Annotated in this window: 18 protein-coding genes and 2 pseudogenes; 8 read left to right on the forward strand and 12 right to left on the reverse strand. The window is 72.0% G+C overall.

The genetic code is table 11. The features are described 5' to 3' along the window. Positions 1 to 65 precede the first annotated feature (65 nt). From IW245_RS25105 to mca, 6 genes and pseudogenes are all read right to left on the reverse strand, one after another. Positions 66 to 914 carry an ABC transporter ATP-binding protein gene (locus IW245_RS25105; protein ID WP_197005620.1) on the reverse strand — a complete coding sequence of 283 codons (849 nt, stop codon included), beginning with the start codon at positions 912 to 914 and terminating at the stop codon, positions 66 to 68. Further along, a complete protein-coding gene (locus tag IW245_RS25110) occupies positions 911 to 4,036 on the reverse strand; it encodes an FtsX-like permease family protein (protein WP_197005621.1) in 3,126 nt (1,041 codons plus the stop codon). The genes IW245_RS25105 and IW245_RS25110 overlap by 4 nt, the downstream gene beginning before the upstream one ends. After that, positions 4,036 to 7,062 (reverse strand): FtsX-like permease family protein, encoded by a 3,027-nt coding sequence (locus IW245_RS25115; protein WP_197005622.1) that lies wholly within the window; start codon positions 7,060 to 7,062, stop codon positions 4,036 to 4,038. The genes IW245_RS25110 and IW245_RS25115 overlap by 1 nt, the downstream gene beginning before the upstream one ends. Positions 7,063 to 7,180: 118 nt before the next feature. Then, positions 7,181 to 7,969: pseudogene (locus IW245_RS42825) on the reverse strand (EAL domain-containing protein); the annotation flags it as partial. A gap of 724 nt (positions 7,970 to 8,693) precedes the next feature. Next, positions 8,694 to 8,879 carry a hypothetical protein gene (locus tag IW245_RS25125; RefSeq protein ID WP_197005624.1) on the reverse strand — a complete coding sequence of 62 codons (186 nt, stop codon included), beginning with the start codon at positions 8,877 to 8,879 and terminating at the stop codon, positions 8,694 to 8,696. Positions 8,880 to 8,883: 4 nt separating this feature from the next. Next, positions 8,884 to 9,768 (reverse strand): mycothiol conjugate amidase Mca, encoded by an 885-nt coding sequence (mca, locus tag IW245_RS25130; RefSeq protein ID WP_197005625.1) that lies wholly within the window; start codon positions 9,766 to 9,768, stop codon positions 8,884 to 8,886. Between the two features lie 79 nt (positions 9,769 to 9,847). Here mca and IW245_RS41760 point away from each other — a divergent pair, with 79 nt between their 5' ends. Further along, on the forward strand, positions 9,848 to 10,258 hold the full coding sequence (locus IW245_RS41760) for a DUF4307 domain-containing protein (protein ID WP_197005626.1): 411 nt from the start codon (positions 9,848 to 9,850) through the stop codon (positions 10,256 to 10,258). A gap of 55 nt (positions 10,259 to 10,313) precedes the next feature. Further along, positions 10,314 to 10,808, forward strand: a complete 495-nt coding sequence (greA, locus tag IW245_RS25140; protein ID WP_197005627.1) for a transcription elongation factor GreA — start codon at positions 10,314 to 10,316, stop codon at positions 10,806 to 10,808. Between the two features lie 127 nt (positions 10,809 to 10,935). Here the strand turns inward: greA and IW245_RS25145 are convergent, their stop codons facing one another. The 4 genes from IW245_RS25145 to IW245_RS25160 all read right to left on the reverse strand — a co-directional run bounded on the left by IW245_RS25145 (position 10,936) and on the right by IW245_RS25160 (position 14,547). Next, positions 10,936 to 12,186, reverse strand: coding sequence for a M48 family metallopeptidase (locus IW245_RS25145; protein ID WP_197005628.1), 1,251 nt, complete (start codon positions 12,184 to 12,186; stop codon positions 10,936 to 10,938). Between the two features lie 138 nt (positions 12,187 to 12,324). Then, positions 12,325 to 13,536, reverse strand: a complete 1,212-nt coding sequence (gene ilvA, locus IW245_RS25150; protein WP_197005629.1) for a threonine ammonia-lyase — start codon at positions 13,534 to 13,536, stop codon at positions 12,325 to 12,327. 46 nt (positions 13,537 to 13,582) lie between these two features. Continuing rightward, a complete protein-coding gene (locus IW245_RS25155; RefSeq protein WP_197005630.1) occupies positions 13,583 to 13,780 on the reverse strand; it encodes a hypothetical protein in 198 nt (65 codons plus the stop codon). 5 nt (positions 13,781 to 13,785) lie between these two features. Then, positions 13,786 to 14,547: a DUF4328 domain-containing protein gene (locus tag IW245_RS25160; protein WP_197005631.1), complete on the reverse strand. Its 762-nt coding sequence runs from the start codon at positions 14,545 to 14,547 to the stop codon at positions 13,786 to 13,788. Between the two features lie 87 nt (positions 14,548 to 14,634). On the opposite strand from IW245_RS25160, the gene IW245_RS25165 reads away from it, so the two are divergent. Then, positions 14,635 to 15,156, forward strand: a complete 522-nt coding sequence (locus IW245_RS25165; protein WP_197005632.1) for a DUF2269 family protein — start codon at positions 14,635 to 14,637, stop codon at positions 15,154 to 15,156. 69 nt (positions 15,157 to 15,225) lie between these two features. Here the strand turns inward: IW245_RS25165 and IW245_RS25170 are convergent, their stop codons facing one another. Continuing rightward, complete coding sequence (locus IW245_RS25170; RefSeq protein ID WP_197005633.1) at positions 15,226 to 16,581, reverse strand: amidase; 1,356 nt, start codon at positions 16,579 to 16,581, stop codon at positions 15,226 to 15,228. A gap of 237 nt (positions 16,582 to 16,818) precedes the next feature. Then, entirely contained in the window at positions 16,819 to 17,958 is a 1,140-nt protein-coding gene (locus tag IW245_RS25175) for a cystathionine gamma-synthase (RefSeq protein WP_197005634.1), read from the reverse strand. An 88-nt stretch (positions 17,959 to 18,046) separates the two neighbouring features. Between IW245_RS25175 and msrA the strand changes: the two genes are divergently transcribed. The 5 genes and pseudogenes from msrA (at position 18,047) to IW245_RS25195 (ending at position 22,386) form a co-directional block, all read left to right on the forward strand. After that, the gene (gene msrA / locus IW245_RS25180) at positions 18,047 to 18,694 is read left to right on the forward strand and encodes a peptide-methionine (S)-S-oxide reductase MsrA (RefSeq protein ID WP_197005635.1); all 648 of its coding nucleotides are present in this window, start codon (positions 18,047 to 18,049) and stop codon (positions 18,692 to 18,694) included. Then, a pseudogene (locus IW245_RS42725) lies at positions 18,691 to 18,774 on the forward strand (DUF6980 family protein); the annotation flags it as partial. The gene msrA and the pseudogene IW245_RS42725, both read left to right, overlap by 4 nt. Beyond that, positions 18,765 to 19,286: a DUF6980 family protein gene (locus tag IW245_RS25185; RefSeq protein WP_372445313.1), complete on the forward strand. Its 522-nt coding sequence runs from the start codon at positions 18,765 to 18,767 to the stop codon at positions 19,284 to 19,286. The pseudogene IW245_RS42725 and the gene IW245_RS25185, both read left to right, overlap by 10 nt. An 87-nt stretch (positions 19,287 to 19,373) precedes the next feature. Next, positions 19,374 to 19,658, forward strand: a complete 285-nt coding sequence (locus IW245_RS25190; RefSeq protein ID WP_197005636.1) for a hypothetical protein — start codon at positions 19,374 to 19,376, stop codon at positions 19,656 to 19,658. Positions 19,659 to 19,758: 100 nt separating this feature from the next. Continuing rightward, positions 19,759 to 22,386 (forward strand): right-handed parallel beta-helix repeat-containing protein, encoded by a 2,628-nt coding sequence (locus tag IW245_RS25195; RefSeq protein ID WP_197005637.1) that lies wholly within the window; start codon positions 19,759 to 19,761, stop codon positions 22,384 to 22,386. Positions 22,387 to 22,422 lie beyond the last annotated feature (36 nt).

Here is a 22,422-nt window from a genome sequence, read left to right on the forward strand (position 1 = left end):
ATCGACTGCATGGAGAGCCTCCCCCACAGCCTAACCCCGCAGCCCTCTCCCCAGACCGGTCCGAATCAGGCCGTTCCGGCGGGTTCCATCCGGATCGAGCCGTCGTCGAGCATCTCCACCCGCAGCAGCGTCCCCGGCACCACCTCGCGGAGGATGTCCGGCGGCAGGTGCACGGCCCCGTCGCGCGCGACGACCGCGAAGTCCTGCCCGTGCCGGCCCTCGGCTCCGACCCGGCCGTCGCGGATCGTGACCGTCCGGCCGAGGATCGCCCCGACGTCGGGGTCGTGGGTGACGGCGATGACCGTGGTGCCGGCCCGGTTGACGGCGGTGAAAGCCGCCAGGACCTCGTCGCGGGCGTCGTGGTCGAGCTGGCTGGTCGGCTCGTCGGCGAGCAGCAGGCCAGGGTTGGTGGCCATCGCGACGGCCACGGCGAGGCGCTGGCGTTCGCCCGGGGCCAGTTCGGCCGGTTTGGACCGGGCGATCCGGGACTCGTCGAGGCCGACGAGCGCGAGGACGTCGGCGGGGGCGAGCAGCTCGGAGCGCCGGTGCCGGGGCACGTCACTCTGCGCGAACGCGATGTTCTTCTCGGCCGTCAGGTACGGCAGCAGGTTGCGCGACGCGCCCTGCAGCACGACGCCCACGTCGAGCCCCCGCATCCGCTGCAGTTCGGCGTCGCTGGCCTTGGCCACGTCGTGCTCGCCGACCGTCAGCCGGCCGGCGGAGGGCTGGAGCAGGCCCGCCATCAGGGACAACAGGGTGGACTTGCCGGAGCCGGACGGGCCGACGAGCGCGACGGCCTCGCCGGGTTCGATGTCGAGGTCGACGCCGGAGAGGGCGACGACGTCGTAGCCCTCCAGCCGGTAGATGTAGACCAGGCCTCGGCAGGTGACCCGGATCCCCTTGCTGTCCGTCACGACGTTCCTTCCCGTAGACGCTGCGCGTGGCCGCGCCGCATCGTGGTTCGCATGGCGGTGACGGCGACCAGGCCGTACACCAGGATGATCGTTGCCAGGGCGACCGCGGCCTGGGCCGGGCCCGGCCAGTAGTCGACGGGCACCGCCGCCATCTGTCCGGCCGCCGGCAGCAGGTGCGGCAGGGTGAGCACGCCGGTCACCGTACCCGCGGCGATGCCGACCGCGACGGCGATCACGAGCAGCAGGGTGTACTCGCGCAGCACCGCCCGGCGCACCTGCCGCCCCGACAGACCGGCGACCCGCAGCGCCGCGGCCTCGTAGGCGCGGTCCTGGGCACCGGGGCGCGCGGTGAGCGGCACCCCGAGCATGCCGAGGAGCAGCGCCCCGACGGCGGCGATGACGTACAGCCGCAGGGCCACGGCCGAACCCTGTTCGTCGAGGGCCGACTGCCGGACCCCGAGCCGGTCGACGTCCATGACGACCAGCCCGACCGCGGTCAGCCGGGCCGCCAGGTCGGCGGGCGCGTCGGCACGGGCCCACACCATCGGGGTGGTGTCGGCGTCGATGGCGTACGTGGGCGCCGACCGGTCGCCGTAGGCCAGGTCGACGAGGATGCCCTGGCCGACGCCCGGCAGCACGGGGGCGGCCAGGACGCCGCGGTAGGGCTGTTCGACGCCGTACAGGCCGGTGCCGCGGAAGTCGCCGACCTTGTGGCGCGGGTCGGAGACGACGGCCGGCACCGGGTACGGCGCGTCGACGTGCAGCACCGACAGGTCCTCCCCCGGCGGGGCCGTGAACGTGATCCGCACCCCGCTCTCGCCGGCCACGACGGTGGCCACGGGCTGATCCGCCAGGATCGGCTCCGCGCCACGCCAGGCGGTGGCCGTCCGCAGTCGGTCGCCGAGGTCACCGGACGCGTCGCGCAGACCGGTGACCAGCAGGTCGCCCTGGAGCGTGGCGGTGGACGCGGCGCCGCCGGCCCGGTACACGTTGAATCCGACCAGGCGGCAGCTCGACCCGCAGTCGGGCACGTCGGCGGCGAACCGGTTGGGCCCGGACCCGATCTTCGTGAACGACACGGTCCGCCGCCCGGCCGGGGTGACCAGCTGCGCCCCGAACGTCAGCGACCCGGCGGGCTCCATGACCAGGGCGGTCACGTCGACCTCGATGTGCGGGCCGTGCAGCGTGATGGGCGCGTCGGCCGGCGGCCGGAGCAGGTCGGCGACGGTCGACACGTCGCTGCCGGCGGTGGCGGCGTTCCAGTAGCCCACGGCCGCCAGCCGGGTGGCGTCGACGCCGACGACGTGGGCGGTGTCGTCGCCGACGCCGATCATGGTGTCGACGGCGGCCATGGCGTACCGGCCCTGGGGGTCGACCTTCGCCACGGCGGCGAGCAGCTTGTCCGTGGAGACCGGTTCGAGGCGGTAGACGACGGGCGCTCCGGTGACGAAGCCGGCCCGGACCTCGCGGTTGTGCGCGGCCATCCCCCAGGAGAACAGCCCGTAGGCGCTCAGCGCCGTGGCGACCACGACCAGGGCGACCAGGCGTGGCCCGCCCTGCCTGCGACCGACGGCCGACCAGGCCAGCAGCGGCACCGGCCGGCCCCGGCGAATGGCCGCCGGTCCGCGCCGCCGGGCCAGCAGCGCGACGACCCGGCCGGCCAGCCCACCGGCGGCGAGCGCAGCCAGGCTGCCGGCGACCAGCGCGACATCGCTGTCCCCGGACCGGGTGACCAGCGCCCAGACGGAGAACCCGGCCACGACGAGCAGCAGCGCGTCGAGGAACCCGAACCGGCGGCGCAGCCCGGTGGAGACCCGCCGCAGCAGGCCCAGCACCGGGCGGCGCAGCGGGGCCGCGCTGGCGAGGACGGCCACGAGCAGCGCGCCGGCGAAGACAGCGCCCCCGGTGACGAGCATCGGCATCCGGTACTCGGCGCGCACGTCCAGCTCGCGCAGCTGCGCCCAGATCCCGCCCCGCACGGCCAGCCAGCCCAGCCCGGCGCCCACCGGCCCGGCGACGGCCACGAGCAGCACGGACTCGACCAGCCCGAACCGCAGTACCCGGGCGGCCCGGAAGCCGCGCAGCTTGGCGACGGCCAGCTCGGTGGAGCGGCTCTCGGCGAGGTTGGCCAGCACGAGGTAGACGACGAGCCAGCACAGCACCACGAGCTGGACGGCGACGAACAGCACCGAGCGCACGGCCACGGCCCGCTGCGCCGCGACGTCGAGCAGCACGTTGGACAGGTTGGTCTTCGCGGTCACCGTGGACAGCCGGTACTTGCGGTCGCACTCGGCGGCGGCCTCGGGACTCGGCTGCTGCCCCTGGCCGAGGAGCACCCGCGGACACGGGGTGTACCGCAGTCCGACCGGCCGCTTCAGCGCCGCGGTCAGGGCGTCGATCGTGGTGAGGTCGACCCTGGGCACGACCATCGGGTAGTCGAAGCTGGTCTCGGCGCCCTCCCTGCCCGCGGTCATCGGCGAGTACCTGGCGGCGCGCAGGGTGTCCTCTGCGGCGAACACCGAGCCGAAGTAGTCGCTGCTGCCTTGCTGGCCGACGGTGGCGTCGAAGTAGGATCTGGCCCCCCAGAAGGCCCGGTCGTTGGTGCCCTTGTACAGCCCGACGACCGTGCCGGTGGTGCTCAGCGCCCGGGACGCCACGGTGACCTTCGCGCCCAGGGCCAACCCGGATCCGACGGGTACCGCGAGCTCGCCGGCGACCTGCGGGCACCTGCCCACGGTGAGGACCAGTCGGGTGCACTGCCCCTCGCGGTACACGACCCGGCCGGTCACCGGATCGCCGCCGAAGTCGACCTTGCCCTCGAACCGGATCTCGCGGACGGGCGTGCCGTAGTACCGGTCGATGGGGTAGAACTCGCGGACCGCCCGGTCGATCTCCGCCGGGTCGGCGCCCTGGTTGTAGAACTGCGGGGCCGTCACGGTCAGCGTGGTCTGGGCGGGCAGGGCCGTGCGCAGCCCGTCCCGCAGCGACCACTGCTCCACGGCCCGGCTGTAGGCGGGCGCGAACACCGCGGCCGCCACCGAAATCGCGACGAGGAGTACCACAAGCAGCGAACTCGCCCTGCGGTGCCAGATCCCCGCGCAGGCCATCCGCAGCGTTCCCATCACTGGCCGCCGGTGCGCAGCAGCGCCGGGTCGGCCCGCCGGACGAGGCCCAGCACGAGCCAGACCACCCCGGCGAAGCCGAGCAGAGTGAGCGCCCCGGCGGTGCCCAGCTGGTACGGCGCCAGCTTGTAGACCGGCGTGATCGCGTCCTTCGCGGCACTGACCAGGGGAATCGCCGACACCATCAGCCCGGCGGACAGCAGCCCGACCACGCCGCCGACGACGAGCGGCACCCCGAGCAGGGTCGCGTACTCCCGCCGCACCCCGGCCCGCAGCGTGCCGGCCGGCAGACCGGCGATCCGCAGCGCCACCAGCTCGTACTGCCGGGCCCGCACCCCGATGTAGGCGTTGAGCAGCACCGCGCCCACGGCGAGCAGCACTGCGAGCACCCCGGCGGCCAGGTACAGCCACAGGGCGAGCGCCGGTGCCGCCCGGCTCAACCGCTCCAGCCGAGTGTCGCGGGACTGCACCTCCACGACCTGCACCCCGGCGGCGGCGAGCGCGGCGCGCAGGGTGTCCGGCGCGCCGGCCGCGACCCACACCTCGTAGGAGACGCTGCTGGAAGCGCTGAGGTTCGCGTCCACGGCGGCGGTCCACACCTCGGCCCGCAGGTCGACAAGGATGCCGTGCTCGCCGACCCGGGGCGCGAGCCCGGCCCGCTGGGCGACGTCGAACGGCTGCGGGTTGGCGCCGAGCGCGACGATGGAGAACTCGTCGCCCTTGCGGTTGGCGTCCGGGGTGGCCCCGGCGAGGACGGCGGGCAGCCGGTCGGGCAGGTCGGTGTAGCGCACCCGGTAGTCCTCCGAGCCGGAGCCCCGCACCGACACGGTCAGGCCGGGGGCGACGGTGCCCGCCGTCGAGTCGGCCGGCTTGACCTCCTGCCAGGCGCCGGCGAGGTCCAGGTGCGCGTCGACCGGCCTGGTGCCGTCGAGCAGCTTCGTGACGGTCAGGTCCACGGCGTACGGGGCCGACCGGCCCGGGAACCGCTGCACGATCAGGCCAAGGAGCCGGCAGCCGGCGGCACAGTCGGGCACTGCGGCCCGGTAGGTGCCGGTCCCGGTGCGCAGCGCGCCCATCGGCACCTCGCGCGGACCCTTGCCCGGGGTGGTGACCCACGCGGCGAGCTGCATCGGGTCGGTGCTCTCGACCTTCGTGGCGGTGACCTCGGCCGCGAACTCAGGCCCCTTGACCGTGATCGCCCGGGACTGGTCGACGGCGACCTTGTCCGCGACCTCCTGGGCGGTGCCGGGCTCGCCGTGCGGCCACAGTGCGACGTTCGGGAACCGGGTCGGGTCGATGCCGACGATGGTCAGGTTGTCGCCGGCGTAGAACTGGGAGACCCGGATCGCCGCCATCGCGTACGTGCCCGTCGGGTCGGCGCGCGCCACCCCGTCCATGAGGACCTGCGGGTCGGTGGCCAGCACCCGGTAGACGGTGGGCGCGCCGGCGTACGCGTCGGCGACCCGGACCCGGTTGTAGTCGGCCACGCTCCAGATCGCCGTGGAGAACCCCAGCAGCGACAACGCGACGGTGAGCACCATGCTCAACCGGACGGTGGACTGCCGCCGGCCCAGCTGGGCGCTGGCGAGCATCGCCGGCACCCGGCCGGAGCGCAGGGCCGCACCGACCCGGCGACGGCTCCACATCGCCAGGCCGCGGGCCACGCCGAGCCCGGCGAGCAGGGCCAGCAGCGGGGCGGCGAGCAGCGCCAGGGACGAGGTCCGGTCGCCCGCCGCGAGCACCTGGTACAGCGCGACGGCGGTGAGCGCGACGACGATCCCCTCGCCCACGGCGGCCTTGAACCGGGCGCGCGGCGGCACCCGGCGCAGCAGGGCCAGAGCCGGGGTGAGCAGGGTCCGCCGGGACGCCAGCCACACCGTGCCCATCCCGGCGACGACGGCGATCAGCGCGGCGGCGAGCAGCTCCCAGCGCAGCTCGACGATCACCCCGTCGGCGAGGATCGCCCCGGCGGCCAGCCAGGTGAAGCCGAGTCCGAGGAGCAGGCCGAGCGGGGTGGCGAGGGCCACCAGCACGAGGGCCTCGCCGAGCCCGAACCTCACGGTCCGGCCGGTGCCGAAGCCGCGCAGCTTGGCCAGCGCGATCTCCGGGCCGCGTTCCTCGGTGACGGACGCGACCGCCAGGTACAGCACGAACAGGCACAGCAGCAGGAGCGGCAGGGCGACCAGCGGGATACTGGCGGTCAGGGCGTCCTGCTCGGCGCGGATGTCGTCGAGCATCCCCGGCAGCAGGGAACCCCCGGCCTGGCGGGCGAGATCCTTGATGTCGGAGCCCAGCTGTCCGGTGTCGGAGAGGGCGACGGATCCACCCTTCAGCGGGTACTCCACGGTCACGCGCCGGTCCAGCGCCGTCACCTCCGCCGGGTTGCTCGTCAGCACCGGCGCGTCGAGCTTGTCGGTAGCCTCGGTGCCCGTACCCCCGAAGTAGTTGCTCCGGCCCCAGAACGGCGACAGCGTGTCGGTCGGGGTGTAGGTCCCGACCACGGTGCCGGTCCGGTCGACGGTCGTCCCGTTCACCACGACCTGGTACCCGAACGGCTGTCCCACCTTCGCGCCGACCAGCTCCGCGGCCTTGACCCCGAGCAGGATCTCGCCACCCCTGGTCGGGTCGGTGCAGGTGCCGGCCACGATCGTGACGTGGGCGCACACGCCCTGCCGGTAGACGTGCAGGGCCAGCGCGTGGTGCGGCCCGATCACGATCTTCTCCGAGGACCCGTCCACCCCGGTCGCGAAGTGCCGGCCGACCGCCGGACGTTCGGTCAGAATCCGGTCGGCGGCGGCGTGCAGGTCCGCGGGGCCCACCCCGCCCTGGGCCGCGGCGTCGAACCACAGCTCCGTCTGCCAGGACGCCGCGGTACTCAGCCCGTCCCGCAGCACCGAGTCCTGAGCCGCGCGGGTGTACGCGGGCACGAGCACCGCAGCGGCGGCTGCGAACACCGCGAGCACCAGGACGACCACGGAGAGTCCTCGCCGGTACCGGATGCCCTGCAGCGTGACGGAACTGGCCACGAAATGTCCCCTCGGGAGCGTCACTGGTGTCCCCGCACGCTACTGATCACGATGTCTATGGTTAGGCACCGCGAGGTTGCGGTTACGTCTCAGCGGTGTGGCCGGTCACATCCCGGCGTCACATCTCGGCGGCGCGCGCCAGTCCCACGAGAGCCGCGTTGGCCTTGTCCGGGAACAGCGGCGGGGAGAAATGGTAGCCCTGGGCCGCCGTGCAGCCCATCCCGATCAGGGTGGCCCGCTGCTCCGCGGTCTCCACCCCCTCGGCGACCACCCGCAGCCCGAGCGCCCGGCCCAGGTCCACAGTGGTCTTCACGATCGCCATCGCCTCCGGGGAATGCCCCATCTGCGACACGAACGCCCGGTCGACCTTGACCTCGTCCACCTGGAACCGGGTCAGCAGGGTCAACGACGAGTACCCGGTGCCGAAGTCGTCCACGGCGATCCGCACCCCGAGGGCGCGCAGGCCGATCAGCACCTCCTCGATCACCGGCGACTCGTCCATCATCACCGTCTCAGTGATCTCCAGGACCAGCCGGTCGGCCGGCACCCCGTACCGCGCGAGGGCCGCGGCCACCATCTGGGGCAGCTCCGGCTCCAACAGGTTGCGGGCCGACAGGTTGACCGCGACCGGCATGATCAGCCCGCCGCGCGCCCAGTCGGAGACGATCCGCAGCGCCAGGTCCAGGATGTAGCGCGAGAACGGCCCCACCAGGTCGCTGTGCTCGACCACCTCGATGAACGCGTCCGGCGCGAGCAGCCCACGACTCGGGTGGTGCCATCGGACCAGCGCCTCCGCGCCGATCGGGGCTCCCGTCGACAGCTCGACGGCCGGCTGCATCGCCAGGACCAGCTGGTCCTCGACCAACAGCGCCTCGCGCAGCTCCGCGAGCAGGATCATCCGCTCCGAGCCCACCGGCCCCTTGCGCGCGCCGGTCGGGTCGCCCTGGTGCAGCGCGTCGATCAGCTCGCGCAGCCGGCGGTGGGCCGCGACGTTGAGCAGCGCGGCGCCCAGCGTCCCCGCGTACGCCGACAGGGCCAGGTCCTCGCGCTCCGACATCGGCCCCGGGGACCGCAGCCACAGCCGCAGCTCGCCGATCCGGTGCGCGCCGACCCGGAGCGGGCGGGCCACTCCCCTGCCGCGCGGGCCCGCCGGGCCACTCGCGTAGACCCGCTCGGCGCCGTCGCCGGACCGGATGGCGATCTCCACCCGCTCCGGGGCGAACAGCCGACCCAGGCCGTGCAGCGCGGCGTCGACGACCTCGCGCTCGTCGAGCCGGAGCAGCCGGTGCGGGGCGGTGGCCAGCTCGCGCCAGATCCGGCGCTCCTCGAGAATCCTCAGCCAGTACCGGTAGGCCTGGTAGCACAGCCACAGGGCCGGGGCGGCGGCCAGCACCAGCCGCCACCAGGCCGGCCAGGCCGCGAGGGCCAGGCCGAGCACAGCGGCAGGTGCGGCGAAGCCGGTGAGCAACCAGCGACGACCCAACACCCAACCCCCCTCGCACAGCGAGCAGGGGACGCCCGGTGGCGGCCCCCTGAAGGCAAGGTTATGGGACATACCCAGGCCGCAACAGCCCTAAATGTGCGCTAGGTGCTCTACAACCGGTAGTCGAGAATTTCAAAAGCCGCGAAAACTACCGAGCGTTATCGTGCGGGCTCGGCGGAAAACGGTCGGGAAGCTTGCGGAGGTGGCGATTCATGCTCCGGTACAGGAAAAAGGTCGCCACGCCCAGCAACACGATGAGCAGCAACGCGAGCGGACCGGCGAGGCCGGGTCCCCGGGTGTCGCCGAAGTTGTTCTCCGCGAGGTACTGAAGCATGCCTCTACCGTACGCCAGCGAAGAGGTCACTCTCCGGCAGCGTGGTCGGAACGTTCGCCCGGACCAACTGGAAGTCCTCCGTGGGCCAGATCCGCAACTGGATCTCCATCGGGATCCCGAACCAGAAACCCTCCGGGTCCACCTGGGTCGCGTGCGCCCGCAGCGCGTCGTCGCGCACCCCGAAGAACTCGCCCGCGTCGACCGAGGTGGTGACGCGGTCGCCCTTGTCCTTCATCCACGCGCGGCCGCTGTCGATCCAGTCGGCGAAGGGCGACTCGAGGCCCTCGGCGAGCATCGCCTCGTGCAGCGCGAGCAGGCGCTTCTTGAAGAAGCCCATGTTGTAGTAGAGCTTCGCCGGGGTCCACGGCTCGCCGGCCTCCGGGTAACGCTCCGGGTCGCCGGCGGCGTCGAAGGCCACCATCGAAATCTTGTGGGTCATGATGTGGTCCGGGTGCGGATACCCGCCGTCCTCGTCGTACGTCGTCACGACGTGCGGGCGGAACTCGCGGATCAGCTTGACCAGGCGCTCGGCCGCCACCTCGGGGTCGACCACGCCGAAGCTGTCCTCGGGCAGCGCCGGGCGCTCCTCCTCCGAGGCCTCCAGGTAGCCGTCCGGCAGGCCCGAGTCGATGAACCCGAGCCACTCCTGGCGGATGCCGAGGATCTCGCGGGCGGCGTCCATCTCGGCCCGACGGATCTCGGTGATGTTCTCCCAGACCTCTGGCCGGTCGAGCTTCGGGTTCAGCACGCTGCCGCGCTCGCCACCCGTGCAGGTGACAACGAGGACGTCCACGCCCTCTTTCACATATTTCGCCATCACGGCGGCACCCTTGCTCGACTCGTCGTCGGGGTGTGCGTGTACCGCCATCATTCGGAGCCGCTCGGCCACCGTGACACTCCTCGTTCGGGTCCGGGATAATCGAATTCTTGCTGATGCCTATGACAAGAACACCGGAGTCCGACCGATCGTGACCGAGACCCACGCCACAATTTTCCCACCGGACCGCTACGGCCGGCGGCGGCAACCACGTCGTGCGCGACGGTGGCTACCCTTCGTGTTGGCCGCCGCGCTCGGACTGGGCGTAACGGGCATCGCGGTCAAGCTCTATCTGGCATACGGCGTCACGGACTACGCGGTGAATCTCACCTCGTACCACGACATCACGGACAATCAGGTTGTGCTCCAGTTCACGGTCACGAAACCCGAAGGCTCCCCGGCCGTGTGCGTGGTCCGGGCCCGGAACCGGGCCGGCGCGGAGGTCGGGCGGGCGGAGGTCGTGGTCCCCGAGCCTCCCAAACGGGTGGACGTCAGTTACACACTGTCAACAACCGGGCTCCCCGTCAGCGGCGAGACCGTAGGTTGCCGGGCCCAGCGCTGATATTCTCGTAGTTTCGCTTTTCTTAACCCTTGACCCGCCGTCTGAAGGAGTCGCCGTGCCCAACACCGACAGCAAGGCCGCGTGGCTGTCCCAGGACGCGTTCGACCGCCTGCAGGCCGAGCTGGAGAAGGCGATCGCCGACCGGCCCGCCGTCGCCGCCGAGATCAACGCCCGCCGCGAGGAGGGCGACCTCAAGGAGAACGGGGGCTACCACGCCGCCCGCGAGGAGCAGGGCAAGGCGGAGGCCCGCATCCGCTACCTCCAGGAGTTCCTGCGCACCGCCCGGGTCGGCGAGGCCCCGTCGAGCACGGTCGTCTCGCCCGGCATGGTCGTCACGATCCAGTTCGACGACGACCCGGACGACACCGAGACGTTCCTGCTCGGCTCCCGGGAGATCGCCGCGACCACGGACTACACCGTGTACAGCCCCGAGTCGGCGCTGGGCACGGCCATCCTGGGCTCCGAGGCCGGCAAGACCGTGACCTACGCGGCCCCGACCGGCGCGCAGATCACCGTGACCGTGGTCAAGTTCGAGCCGTTCTCCGGCTGACGCCCGCTACTCGAATCACGCCCACCGGGCCGCCTGCGGGCGGCCCGGTTCCGTGACCGGGGCCATGTCTCGGTTCCGGGCCCGGGTGGCCCGGTTCCTTGTCTGGGTTCCGGGTCTCGGTCTCGGTTCAGTGCTCGACCCAGCCGATGTCGCGGGCCTTTCGGCGGTAGAACCCGGCGAGTTCCTGGTCGATCCGGTCCGACTCCGCCTCCGACAACGCCACCCGGGGCTCCAGCCACGGACGCGACTCGACAAGCCGGGCCCGCATACCCGCCGGCGGGTGGCTGGCCAGGATCGACGTCTCGGTGCGGATGCTCAACTGGCGGAACCACGCCATCCTCGGGCGCATCGATACGCGCGCCTCGTCGGCGGCGGCCCGCCAGTCCCGGGGCTCGTCGCCGTTGCGGGCCGCCCGCCGGACCACCACGTCCAGGCCGGCCGCGCTCGCCAGCGAGTCGGTCAGGTCCCGGGCGGCCGAGCTGCCGGCGACCAGAACGGCGAGTTCGTCAGCGTGGTATTCGGCCCGCTGCGAACTGCGCTCGCCCACCATCGACATGCCGATGTGCACGAGCAGCAGGCTCCGACTGATCACCCACATGACCGGCCGCGCGATGAAGTCGACGAGCATGCTGAGGAAGCCGTAGACGTCACGGGGGCCCATCCTGGTCAGAGCCGCCAGGTTCCCGAACGTGGTCAGCGCCGGATAGGTCAGCAGACGGGTACGCGGGTCACCGTTCACGAAGTGGCCGAGTTCGTGGCCGAGGAGCGCGACCCGTTGCTGGGGCGGGAGGGCCGCCCACATCGGCAGCCCGAGGCACAGGACGCGGCGGCGTCGGAGCCCGTACGTCCGGGCGAACGCATTGAAGTCGGTGTCGACCGCGACGTGGTCGGGCACGGGCGCGGCGGCAGCGGCGGCCACCCGTTCGATCAGCGCGAACAGCGTCGGCGCCTGAGCCCGGTCCAGCAGCTCGAGGTCATCCGGCAGGCCGGGGAACTTGGGCAGCAGCACCCAGACCACACCGAGGGCGAGCAGGGCCACCGGCACGGTCACCCACGACGGATGCGCGACGACGAGCCAGCCGGCCAGGGCCAGTAGTCCGAGCATGCCAGCGAGCAGCAGAAGGGACACCGCGATCAGGAACACGCCGGCCAGCCCGAGCACCGGCCGGCCGATCGGGCGGCCGAAGAACTCCGTGAGCTGGGCGCGGTTGAGGCGGAACGCCGCCCGGTAGAGCAGCCGGTCGATCCAGCCGACGCCCGTCACGCTGTGGTCGGTGGGCTCGTCGATGCCCCACTCGCAGCTCGGACACCAGGGTTCGCCGGTGTCGGCCGAGGTCAGGGGGGTGTGGCAGTGGGGGCAGGCGGTTGCGAGGGACACGGTCGGGCATCCTGCCGGCGGACGGAGTGCCCGTCAACCGGGTTCCCCACAACGGTCCCGGACCGAGCCGTCCGAGGTCAGCTCCCCCAGACGCCACCCGGCGGTGGACCGTGCCGCCACGGCACGACGCGCGATCAGTCAGTCGAAGGTCACCGTGTGGCCGGCGGCGCGCAGCGCCGCGACCATCCGCTCCGCGTGGTCCTTGCCCCGGGTCTCCACGGAGAACGCCACCACCACCTCGCCCAGCGGCAGCCGCGCGTCGTAGCGCTCGTGCGCCACGTCGAGGACGTTGGCCCCGTTCTCCGCGATCAGGGCGAGCAGCCGGACCAGCTGGCCGGGGCGGTCGGCGCACCGGACCGTGAACCGCTGGTAACGACCGGCGGCGGCGAGGCCGTGCTCGAGTACCCGGAGCAGGAGGAGCGGGTCGATGTTGCCGCCGGACAGGACGGCGACGGCCGGGGTCTCGACCTTGACGACCTCGGCCATCAGGGCGGCGACCCCGACGGCGCCGGCCGGTTCGGCGAGCAGCTTGTTGCGCTCCAGGAGGGCGAGCAGGGCGCGGGAGATGTCCTCGTCGGTGACCGTGACGACCTCGTCGACGGTCTTCGCGATGTGCTCGAAGGTGAGCACGCCGGGGATGCTGACCCGGATGCCGTCGGCGATCGTGGAGGTCTCCGACAGCCGGACCGGGTGGCCGGCCAGCAGCGACGGTGGTACCGCCGCGGCGCCGGCAGCCTGCACCCCGATGATCCGGATGTCGGGACGCAGCGCTTTGGCCGCGATCGCCAGCCCGGAGATCAGCCCGCCGCCGCCGATCCCCGCGATGATCGTCTTCACCTCCGGGCACTGTTCGAGGATCTCCAGGGCGACCGTGCCCTGGCCGGCGATCACGTCCGGGTGGTCGAAGGGGTGGATGAACACGGCACCGGTACGCTCCGCGAACTCACTCGCGGCGACCAGCGCCTCCTCGACGGTGGCGCCGACGAGTTCGACGTGGGCCCCGTACCCCCGGGTGGCGGCGATCTTCGGCAGCGGCGCGCCGGTGGGCATGAAGACCGTCGACCGGGCACCCAGCGAAGTGGCGGCGAGCGCCACCCCCTGCGCGTGGTTGCCGGCGCTGGCGGCCACGACGCCCCGGGCCCGCTCGGCGTCGGACAACCGGGCGATCCGGACATAGGCCCCGCGTACCTTGTACGCCCCGGCCCGCTGCAGGTTCTCGCACTTCAGCCACACGGGGCCACCGAGCTGCGCGGACAGCGTGCGCGATGGCTCCATCGGCGTCTCGCGGACCACGCCCGAGAGCAGCTCCCGGGCGGCGCGGACGTCGTCGAGTGTGACCAGTGCCGTCATGCCCCAGATCGTGCCACCTCCTTGACCCGGCCGGTCAGCGGGCACGTTACCCCTGGGTACGGCTGGTCTGGGCTGCCGTGAGGACCCCGCCGGCCACCGCGATGGCCATCCCGACACAGGTGGCGATCACGAGGCCCCGTAGTGGCTTGAGCGCCGCCGGAGCAATCCCGACCTCGGAGTGGGCGCAGTTCTGGCACCAGGTCCAGGTGTCGGCCAGCGGGGTGTCGCACGTGGGGCACCGCACCGGTGTCACCATATCCGGGGCTGGCGGCTGACCTGGGCTGCCGTGATGCCCCGGATCACGATGACCGCCAGCACCCCCGCGGCGGTGAGCGCCACCAGGCCCGGCAGCCCCAGGGCGACCTTGGAGCCCAGCAGACCGGTGACCTTGTCGACGTCGAACGACTCGCCGGTCGAGTAGGGGGTGTAGAACTCCGTGTCGATCTCGCCGTCGTTGGCGTTGCCGAGCCGGGAGACGCAGTTGAACGCGAAGAACGTCAACCACCACCACGTGATCAGGGAGCCGGACACCTTCGTCCGGCCGCTCTCCGGGGCGGGCTCGCTGTTGAGTGCGATGTCCTTCAACGCCATCGGCACCAGGACGTACTGGGCGAGCGGGATGAACCAGCCGCCCACCGACATCCAGACGGGCTGCTGGGGCCAGGCATCCGGGATCAGGTCGGTGTTCTTCCGGGCCCGGTAGGTCCAGATCACCATGAAGACGACGCCGGCGACCAGGCCGAGAATCAACAGCAGATAGCCGGCGAGCTCGACCAACACTCCGTAGTTGAACTCCGCGTCGGACCGCACGACCGCGATCTCCAGCAGCGGCGACAGCGTCGCGATCAGCAGACCCACCAAGCTGACGGCGACCGCGACGTAGCTGCCGATGGCCGGGCCGGTCAGGGACAACAGCGGCCGGGGCTGCGCGACGAGGCCGGCCGGAAGGCCACAGGTGCGACAGGCCGGGTCGGTCTCGGACAGCGCGGCGTTGCAGGACGGGCAGTGCACGGGGGCTCCTGGGGCTTGAGGGGAGAGCACACGCTACGTGTCCCACTTCCGCCCCGCAAGGCCTCTAAATCGGCCTAGACTTTAAATATGGGTACATTTCTACGGCTGCTGCACGTACTCTCCGCCATCCTGATCATCGGGCCACTGGCGGTGATCCCCCTGCACGGCCTCCGCGGGCTGCGCGACCGGGACGTCGTCACCGTCCGCGAGGCCGGCAAGGCCGCCACCCGGCTCGGGTTCGCGTCGATCCTGGTGGCCGTGCTCGGCGGGATCCTGGCGAAGTACCTGAAGTACCGGACCGGCACGCCCTGGATCGTGATCGCCGCGACCCTGTACATCGTGCTCGTGGTCATCGTGTTGTTCTGGACCGCGCCGGCGCTCCGCAAGGCCGCGAGGACCATCGAGGCCGGCACCTTCGAGCTGCCGGCGCCCCCGGAGGGCGCGGACCAGCCGGCCACACCGGAGATGATGGCGGCGACCGGGAGCTATCTCACCACGAAGTCCGAGGTCGACAAGGCCGTCGGGCGGGTCGGCGCGGCCGCCGGGGTCACCCTGCTGCTCGTGGTCGCGATCGTGACGCTGATGGTGAGCAGGCCGTTCGGGCGCTGAGGGCGCTGGCGACCCCGGCCGGCACCCGGTGGGGCCGACGCTGCCGGTCACGCCCCACTCGTCACCGTCTCAAGATCTTGATCTTGGGGCTCTCGGCCAGCTCGGCGCGTGCCGGCGCCACGGGGCCGCCAGCTCCAGCAGCCCGGCCACGGCCAGCAGCATCAGCTCCGAGCCGGGCGGCCCGACCAGTTGCACGGCCGCCGGCAGGCCGTCGCCGCGCACCCCGGACGGCACCACGATCGCCGGCAGGCCCGCGACGTTCCACGGGGCGGAGTAGGGGGCGTAGCGCATGTTGGCCACCAGGTTCGCCCGCCACGGCCGGCGGGACCACTCGGCGGCCTCCAGCGGCGCCCCCGCCAGCGCCGGCGTGACCAGCAGGTCGTAGTCGCCCAGCCAGCTCAGAGCCTGGCCGCGCCACCGGGTCCGCTGCCCGGACGTGACCTCGGCCGTGCGCACCGCCTGCTCGCCGAGCGCCACGTGCCGCCGGGTGCGGCGTTGCAGCTCGGAGTAGTCCAGATCGCGGGAGTCCAGGTAGGACGAGGCCGTCCACGTCGCGAGAACCACGGCACCGAGCCTCTTCGGGTACGGCACCTCCGCCCGGATCGCCGAGTGCCCCGCCCCGACCAGCGACCGCACGGCCCGACTGACCGCCGCCCGGTTGTCGGCATCGGGGCTGACCCCGGGAATCGGGCTGTGCAGGGACACCGCCACCCGCAGCCGGCCCGGCTCGGTCAGCTTGTGCGTCCGCCGGCCGGCCAGCACCGCGAACCCGACCGCGGCGTCGGCGACCGTGGTGGCGAGGATGCCGTTCTCCGCCAGCCCGTACCACGCGTTGGCCCCGATCCCGGCCGGCACCACGCCCCGGCCCGGCTTCAGCCCGACGAGTCCGCAGCACGCCGCCGGGATCCGGATCGACCCCAGCCCGTCATTGCCGTGCGCGATCGGCACCAGCCCCGCGGAGACCGCCGCCGCCGAACCCCCCGACGACCCGCCCGGCGAGCGGTCCAGCCGCCACGGGTTGCGGGTCACGATCTCCTTGTCGTCGCACGTCCCCCACAGGCCCAGCTCGGGCATGCGGGACGTGCCCACCACGATCGCCCCGGCCCCGCGCAGCCGGCGGACCACCTCGTGGTCGGCGTCGGCCACGTGCGGCCAGTCGGCCCCCGACCGCTCACCGGCGACCGCGACGTTCTCCTTCACCGCCACCGGCACCCCGGCGAGGGGCAGGTTCGTCAGCTCCGGCAGCCCGTCCACGGCCTCGGCCTCGGCCAGCGCCCGCGGCCCCCGCAGTGCCCGGAACGCGCCCAGGTGCCGGTCCGTGGACCGGATGTAGTCCAGGTGGTCGGCCACCACCTCGGTCGCTGACGCATCGCCGCGCCGCACCGCCCGAGCGATCTCCCGCGCGGTTGCACCGACCCAGGCCATGACCGACCTCCTTCGTAAGTCGAATCCCTGCCCCGAGCCCCGGACCACGCCGGAGCCCGGAGCGCGGGATGCTGGCCGGCGCTCCGCTGTGGGCGGAGCGCCGGCGCGCGCGTTCCTGTGAGCCGGGCACCACTCGGCTCGTGCGCCGAGCACGACCCGGTGCGTTGGCCACGCGCGGCCCCTTCGCACGGGCCGAGCGCGACCCGGAGCTTGGGCCGTGTGCGGCCCGGCCCGGTTCTAGCCGAGTGCTTCGGCGAGGTCCGCGAGCAGGTCGTCGACGGTCTCGATGCCGACGGACAACCGCACCAGATCGGCGGGCACCTCCAGCGACGTGCCCGCCACCGAGGCGTGGGTCATCCGGCCCGGATGCTCGATCAACGACTCGACCCCGCCCAGAGACTCGCCCAGCGTGAACAGCGTGGCCCGGTTGCAGACCTCGACGGCCGCCTGCTCGCCGCCCTGCACCCGGAAACTGATCATGCCACCGAACCGGTGCATCTGCTTGGCCGCGATCTCGTGCCCCGGGTGCTCCGGGAGCCCCGGGTAGTAGACGGTGTGCACCTTCGGGTGCCGCACCAGGTACTCCGCGATCCGCTCAGCGTTGTCCGAGTGCCGCTCCATCCGCACGGCGAGGGTCTTGATCCCCCGCAGCGTGAGCCACGCGTCGAACGGACCGGCCACGGCCCCCATCGCGTTCTGGTGGTACGCCAGCTCCTCGCCCAGCCCGGCGTCCGCGGCGATCAGCGCGCCACCGACCACGTCCGAGTGCCCGCCCACGTACTTCGTCGTCGAGTGCACCACCACGTCCGCGCCGTGCGACAACGGCTGCTGCAGGTAAGGGGACGCGAACGTGTTGTCCACGACCAGCTTCGCCCCGCCCTCGTGCGCGACCCCGGCCAGCGCCGCGATGTCGGCGATCCCCAGCAGCGGGTTCGTCGGCGTCTCCACCCAGACGATCTTCGTCTCCGGCCGGATCGCCGCCCGCACCGCCGCCACGTCGGACAGCTTCGCCGACGTCCAGCTGATCCCCCAGCGCTCGGCGACCTTCGCGAACAGCCGGAACGTGCCCCCGTACGCGTCGTCGGGGATGACCACGTGGTCGCCCGGCTTGCACACGGTCCTGATCAGGGCGTCCTCGGCGGCCAGGCCGCTGGCGAACGCGAGACCCCGCTGCCCGCCCTCCAGCGCCTGCAGGCACTCCTCCAGCGCGGTGCGGGTCGGGTTGGCCGAACGGGAGTACTCATACCCCTCGCGCAGGCCACCCACGCCATCCTGCTTGTACGTGGACGTCTGGTATATGGGCACCACCACCGCGCCGGTGCGGGGGTCAGGCTCCTGACCGGCGTGAATGGCGAGCGTATCGAAGCCGTGTGTCATGACTCTGAGCGTAACCGTTGGCTCCGACAGACCGGCGGTAAGCACGTCGTAATGGGCAGGTGACCAGCGACTGCGGCATGCTGGTGTCATGCGCAGACCACGTGATCTCGACATCCCCACCGCTGAGCAGGCCCTGCCCGGCCGCGCGGAGGCCATCCGGGTCGCGGCCCGGCACACCGTCCTCGGTACCCCTCTCGTGGGCCCCTGGCCTTCCGGTTTCGAGGTGGCCATCCTCGGCCTCGGCTGCTTCTGGGGCGCGGAGCGGATCTTCTGGAGGCTCCCGGGGGTGTACTCGACCTCGGCGGGGTACGCCGGGGGACACACCCCGAATCCGACATACGAGGAGGTGTGCTCCGGGGGGACCGGGCACGCCGAGGTGGTCCAGGTCGTCTTCGACCCCGCCGTGATCTCCTACGAGACGGTGCTGAAGGAGTTCTGGGAGAACCACGACCCGACGCAGGGGATGCGGCAGGGCAACGACCTGGGGACGCAGTACCGGTCGGCGATCCTGACGACGACGGTGGAGCAGCAGGCGGTGGCGGAGGCGTCGCGGGCGGCGTTCGGGCCGGTGGTGGCGGGGGCCGGGCTCGGGGTGATCACCACGGAGATCGAGCCGGCGAGGGAGTTCTTCTACGCCGAGGACTACCACCAGCAGTACCTGGACAAGAACCCCGGGGGCTACTGCAACCACGGCCCCAACGGGCTGAGCTGCCCCATCGGCGTGGCCCGGGGGTGACCGCGCACTGCTGCGACACGATGGCCGTGCAACTGGCCCACGACTGCGACCTGCATCCGGACCCGTACGACTGTCCGGATGCGGTCGTGGTTTCGAGGCCGGGTGGCGGGCCTATGGCCTGCCCGTCCACGACGGCGGCGCGAGCTACATCGCCATCGTGCACTGTCCGTGGTGCGGGTCCCGGCTGCCGCAGACCGTCGAGGAGGAGTGGGAGGCCGCCGTCCGCGCCAGGGGGCTGGACCCCGACGCCGAGGACGACCTGCCGGCACACCTGGACTGGGAGCGCGCGGGATACCGGCGTGACTCGGCACTCCTGGCCGCGATCGGGGCGCATCTCGCTCCCCAGGTCAGTCGAATCAGTGTCCGACTGCCGCGCCAGTTGGCCGATGACGCCGTCGCCGCGTGGCATCGTGACGACGAGGGCGACATCGGCGAGGAGACACCGGAACAGGCCGCCGTGCGGGACCATGCCGCGTATCTGGCCCTGATCGGACTCGTCATCACACAGCGTGGCGTGGCCGACGGCGACGAGGTCGTGGTGGACCTGGACGTCACCCACGTCGGGGCCGCGCTACGAGCCGCAGAGGGCTGAGAGCCACATGCCGGACCGCTTGATTCATTATTCCGGATGGCGCGCGCGTGTCGGATATCTGAAGATCACGCCCAGTGGGGTAGCGCTGTGGTCGCGCTCAGGGTCACGGGCGGCAACGGCGTACCGGTCAACGGGGTGACGGCGGTGACGATGGACGTCACGGTCACGGCGCCGACCAGCTCGGGTTTCCTGAGCGTGGAGCCGCAGGGCGGCTGGGCCCGCGACGCGACGTCCAACCTCAACTGGGTGGCGGGCCTGACCGTGCCGAACCTGGTGGTCGTGCCGTCCGGGGACAATATGGTCCGGCTGCTCAACAGCGGATCCGGCACGGTGCACGTGGTCGCGGACCTCTACGGGTACTACACGGGCTGACCGGACACCGGGCCGCCCCCGCACGGGATCGACAAGACCCACTTCCGGAACCACAATGGTGCCCGGTAGACACCTCTCACGCTTCACGGGGATTTCAGAAGTGCGCAGACACCGCCTCATCGGCCTCGCCATGGCCACCCTCGCCGCGACCACGGGCCTGGTCGCCACCGCCGGCCCGGCCGCAGCGTCCAGCTCGATCTACGTCGACAATACCGGCAAGAACTATCCGTGCTCCGACTCCGGCGTCGGTGACGTCACCAGACCCTTCTGCACCTTGAACGCCGCAGCCGCGGTGACCGTTCCGGGCAGTGACGTCGTCGTCACGGGAACGTACGACGAACGGCTCACGATCACGAGGTCGGGCACGGCCGACCACCCGATCACGTTCTGGAGCAGCGACGGCACTCTGTCCGGCCCGCATGCCGCCATCGCGATCGAGGGCCAGCACGATGTCGGCATCGAGTTCCTGACGGTCTGGAACCAGGCCGACGTCCCGCCGATCGCCGTCAGCAACTCGACCCGGATCACCCTGGAGTATCCCCGGGTCAGCTCGTCCAGGGCCGCCGGAGTCCAGCTCACGGCTGTCACAAACTCCATGCTGAAGAACGTGCGGGTAGTGCAGGGCACGTCACCGGGGATCAGCCTGGACGCCGCGACCAGCGGGGTCACGGTCAGCGATGCGACGATCGAATCACCGGTCGCCACGTCCAGGGGAGCCGGTGTGCTGGTGCTCGGCTCCCACAACACGGTCACCCGGAACACGATCAAGGGGAACCGCACGGCGGGCGTCACGCTCGGCGCCGGCGCCACCGGCAACGCGGTGTCCGCTAACGTCATCACGCTCACGACGACCGACTCCGTGGGGGTCGACAACGCCGGGGCCACCGGCACCGGGATATCGAACAACGCCGTGACCAGCTCCTGCTCGGCGGCGATCCGGGTCGCCGACGGCTCGAGCGCCGTGTCCGTGCAGAACAACGTGGTGCGGGTCGGAGCGACCGGTACCTGCAACCCCGACAAGGCGATCGGCATCGGGGTGTACGGCACGGCAACGTCCACCACCACCGTCGACTACAACACCGTCCGCTCCGGCGCGACCAGCCGGCCGTACGCGTGGCCGACCACGGTCGCCTCGCTCGCGGAGTTCCGGTCCCTCTCGGGTCAGGGCGCGCACGATCTCGACTCCCCCGACGACGCGGTGAACATCGACTCGGCGAACTCGGCGGCTCCCGGCTTCCCCGAGGCAGACCTCCTCGGCCACCGCCCCCAGGACAATCCCGAGGTGACCAACTCGGGCACCGGCCCCGTCGGGTACGCCGACCGGGGCACCACTGAGCAGGTGAAGGCCCCGACGCTGAACGCCCGGCTGTCCGCGTCGGACCGGGGCCGGACGATCGCGGTCGACGCCAGCGGGTCCACGCCGGGTTGGGCGCCGATCGCGTCGTACACGTTCTTCTTCAACGACAACACCACGATCACCCAGGCCAGCCCGGTCGCCTCGCACACCTTTCCGCAGCGCAGCGAGCACGTACCGGTCACGGTGACGGTGACGGACACCAGCGGCCTGCAGGCCCGGGAGACCAAGCTCATCCAGCCCGGTGACAGCTATGTCCCGGTCCCGCCGGTCCGGGTGCTCGACACCCGGGAGCGGATCGGGGTCCCGACGACCACACCGATCGCTCCGGGCGGCCTGGTGACCCTGCAGGTGACGGACCACAACGGTGTGCCGGCGACCGGGGTCACGTCGGTGACGATGAACGTGACGGTCACCGAGCCGACGGCCTCCGGATTCCTGACGGCGTTCCCGCATGACATGTGGCCGGGCGGCGGGACGACGTCCAATCTGAACTGGGTGCGGGGCCAGACGGTGCCGAACCTCGTCGTGGTCCAGGTACACGACGGCAAGGTGGACTTCAGCAACTCCAGCAGCGGCACGGTGCACGTGGTGGCGGACCTGGTGGGCTACCACACGGACGGAGACGGCAGCAGGTATGTTCCGGCCAGCCCCACCCGGGTGCTGGACACCCGCGAGGCGGTCGGCAGGAACCCGGTTGCTCCCGGCGGCACGCTGACCCTCCAGGTCACGGGCGCGAACGGGGTGCCGGCCACGGGCGTCACCGCCGTCACGATGAACGTGACGGTCACCCAGCCGACGGCCAACGGCTTCCTCACGGTGTACCCGGACGGCCAGGCCCTGCCCAACGCCTCCAACCTGAACTGGACCCCCGGCCTGACCGCACCGAACCTGGTGGTCGTCCCCGTGGTCAACGGCAAGGTCGCCTTCCACAACACCAGCCCCGGCACGGTGCACGTCGTCGCGGACCTCGTCGGCTACCACACCACCGGTACCGGCAGCGTGTTCCACGCCTACCAACCGAAGCGGGTACTCGACACCCGGAGCCGGATCGGCACCGACGGCACCACGCCGGTCGCTCCGAACAGCGATCTGTCCCTTAACCTGTGGTCGCTGGCCGAACAGTCGGGTCCGATCACGGGCGTCGTACTCAACATGACCGTCACCGAGCCCACGGCGAACGGCTTCCTGACCGCCTACCCCGGTACGGCCCAGCAGCGGCCGAACGCCTCGAACCTGAACTGGGTTCCGGGGCAGACGGTGCCGAATCTGGTCGTCGTCCCGGTCGACAGTGACAACCAGATCCGGTTGTTCAACACCAGTCCCGGCACGGTGCACGTCGTCGCGGACGTCTACGGGTACTACACGAACTGATCACGGGCGGGGAGGGCGCGAGCGTGCCCTCCCCGT

The sequence above is a fragment of the Longispora fulva genome, assembly GCF_015751905.1.
GTDB lineage: Bacteria > Actinomycetota > Actinomycetes > Mycobacteriales > Micromonosporaceae > Longispora > Longispora fulva.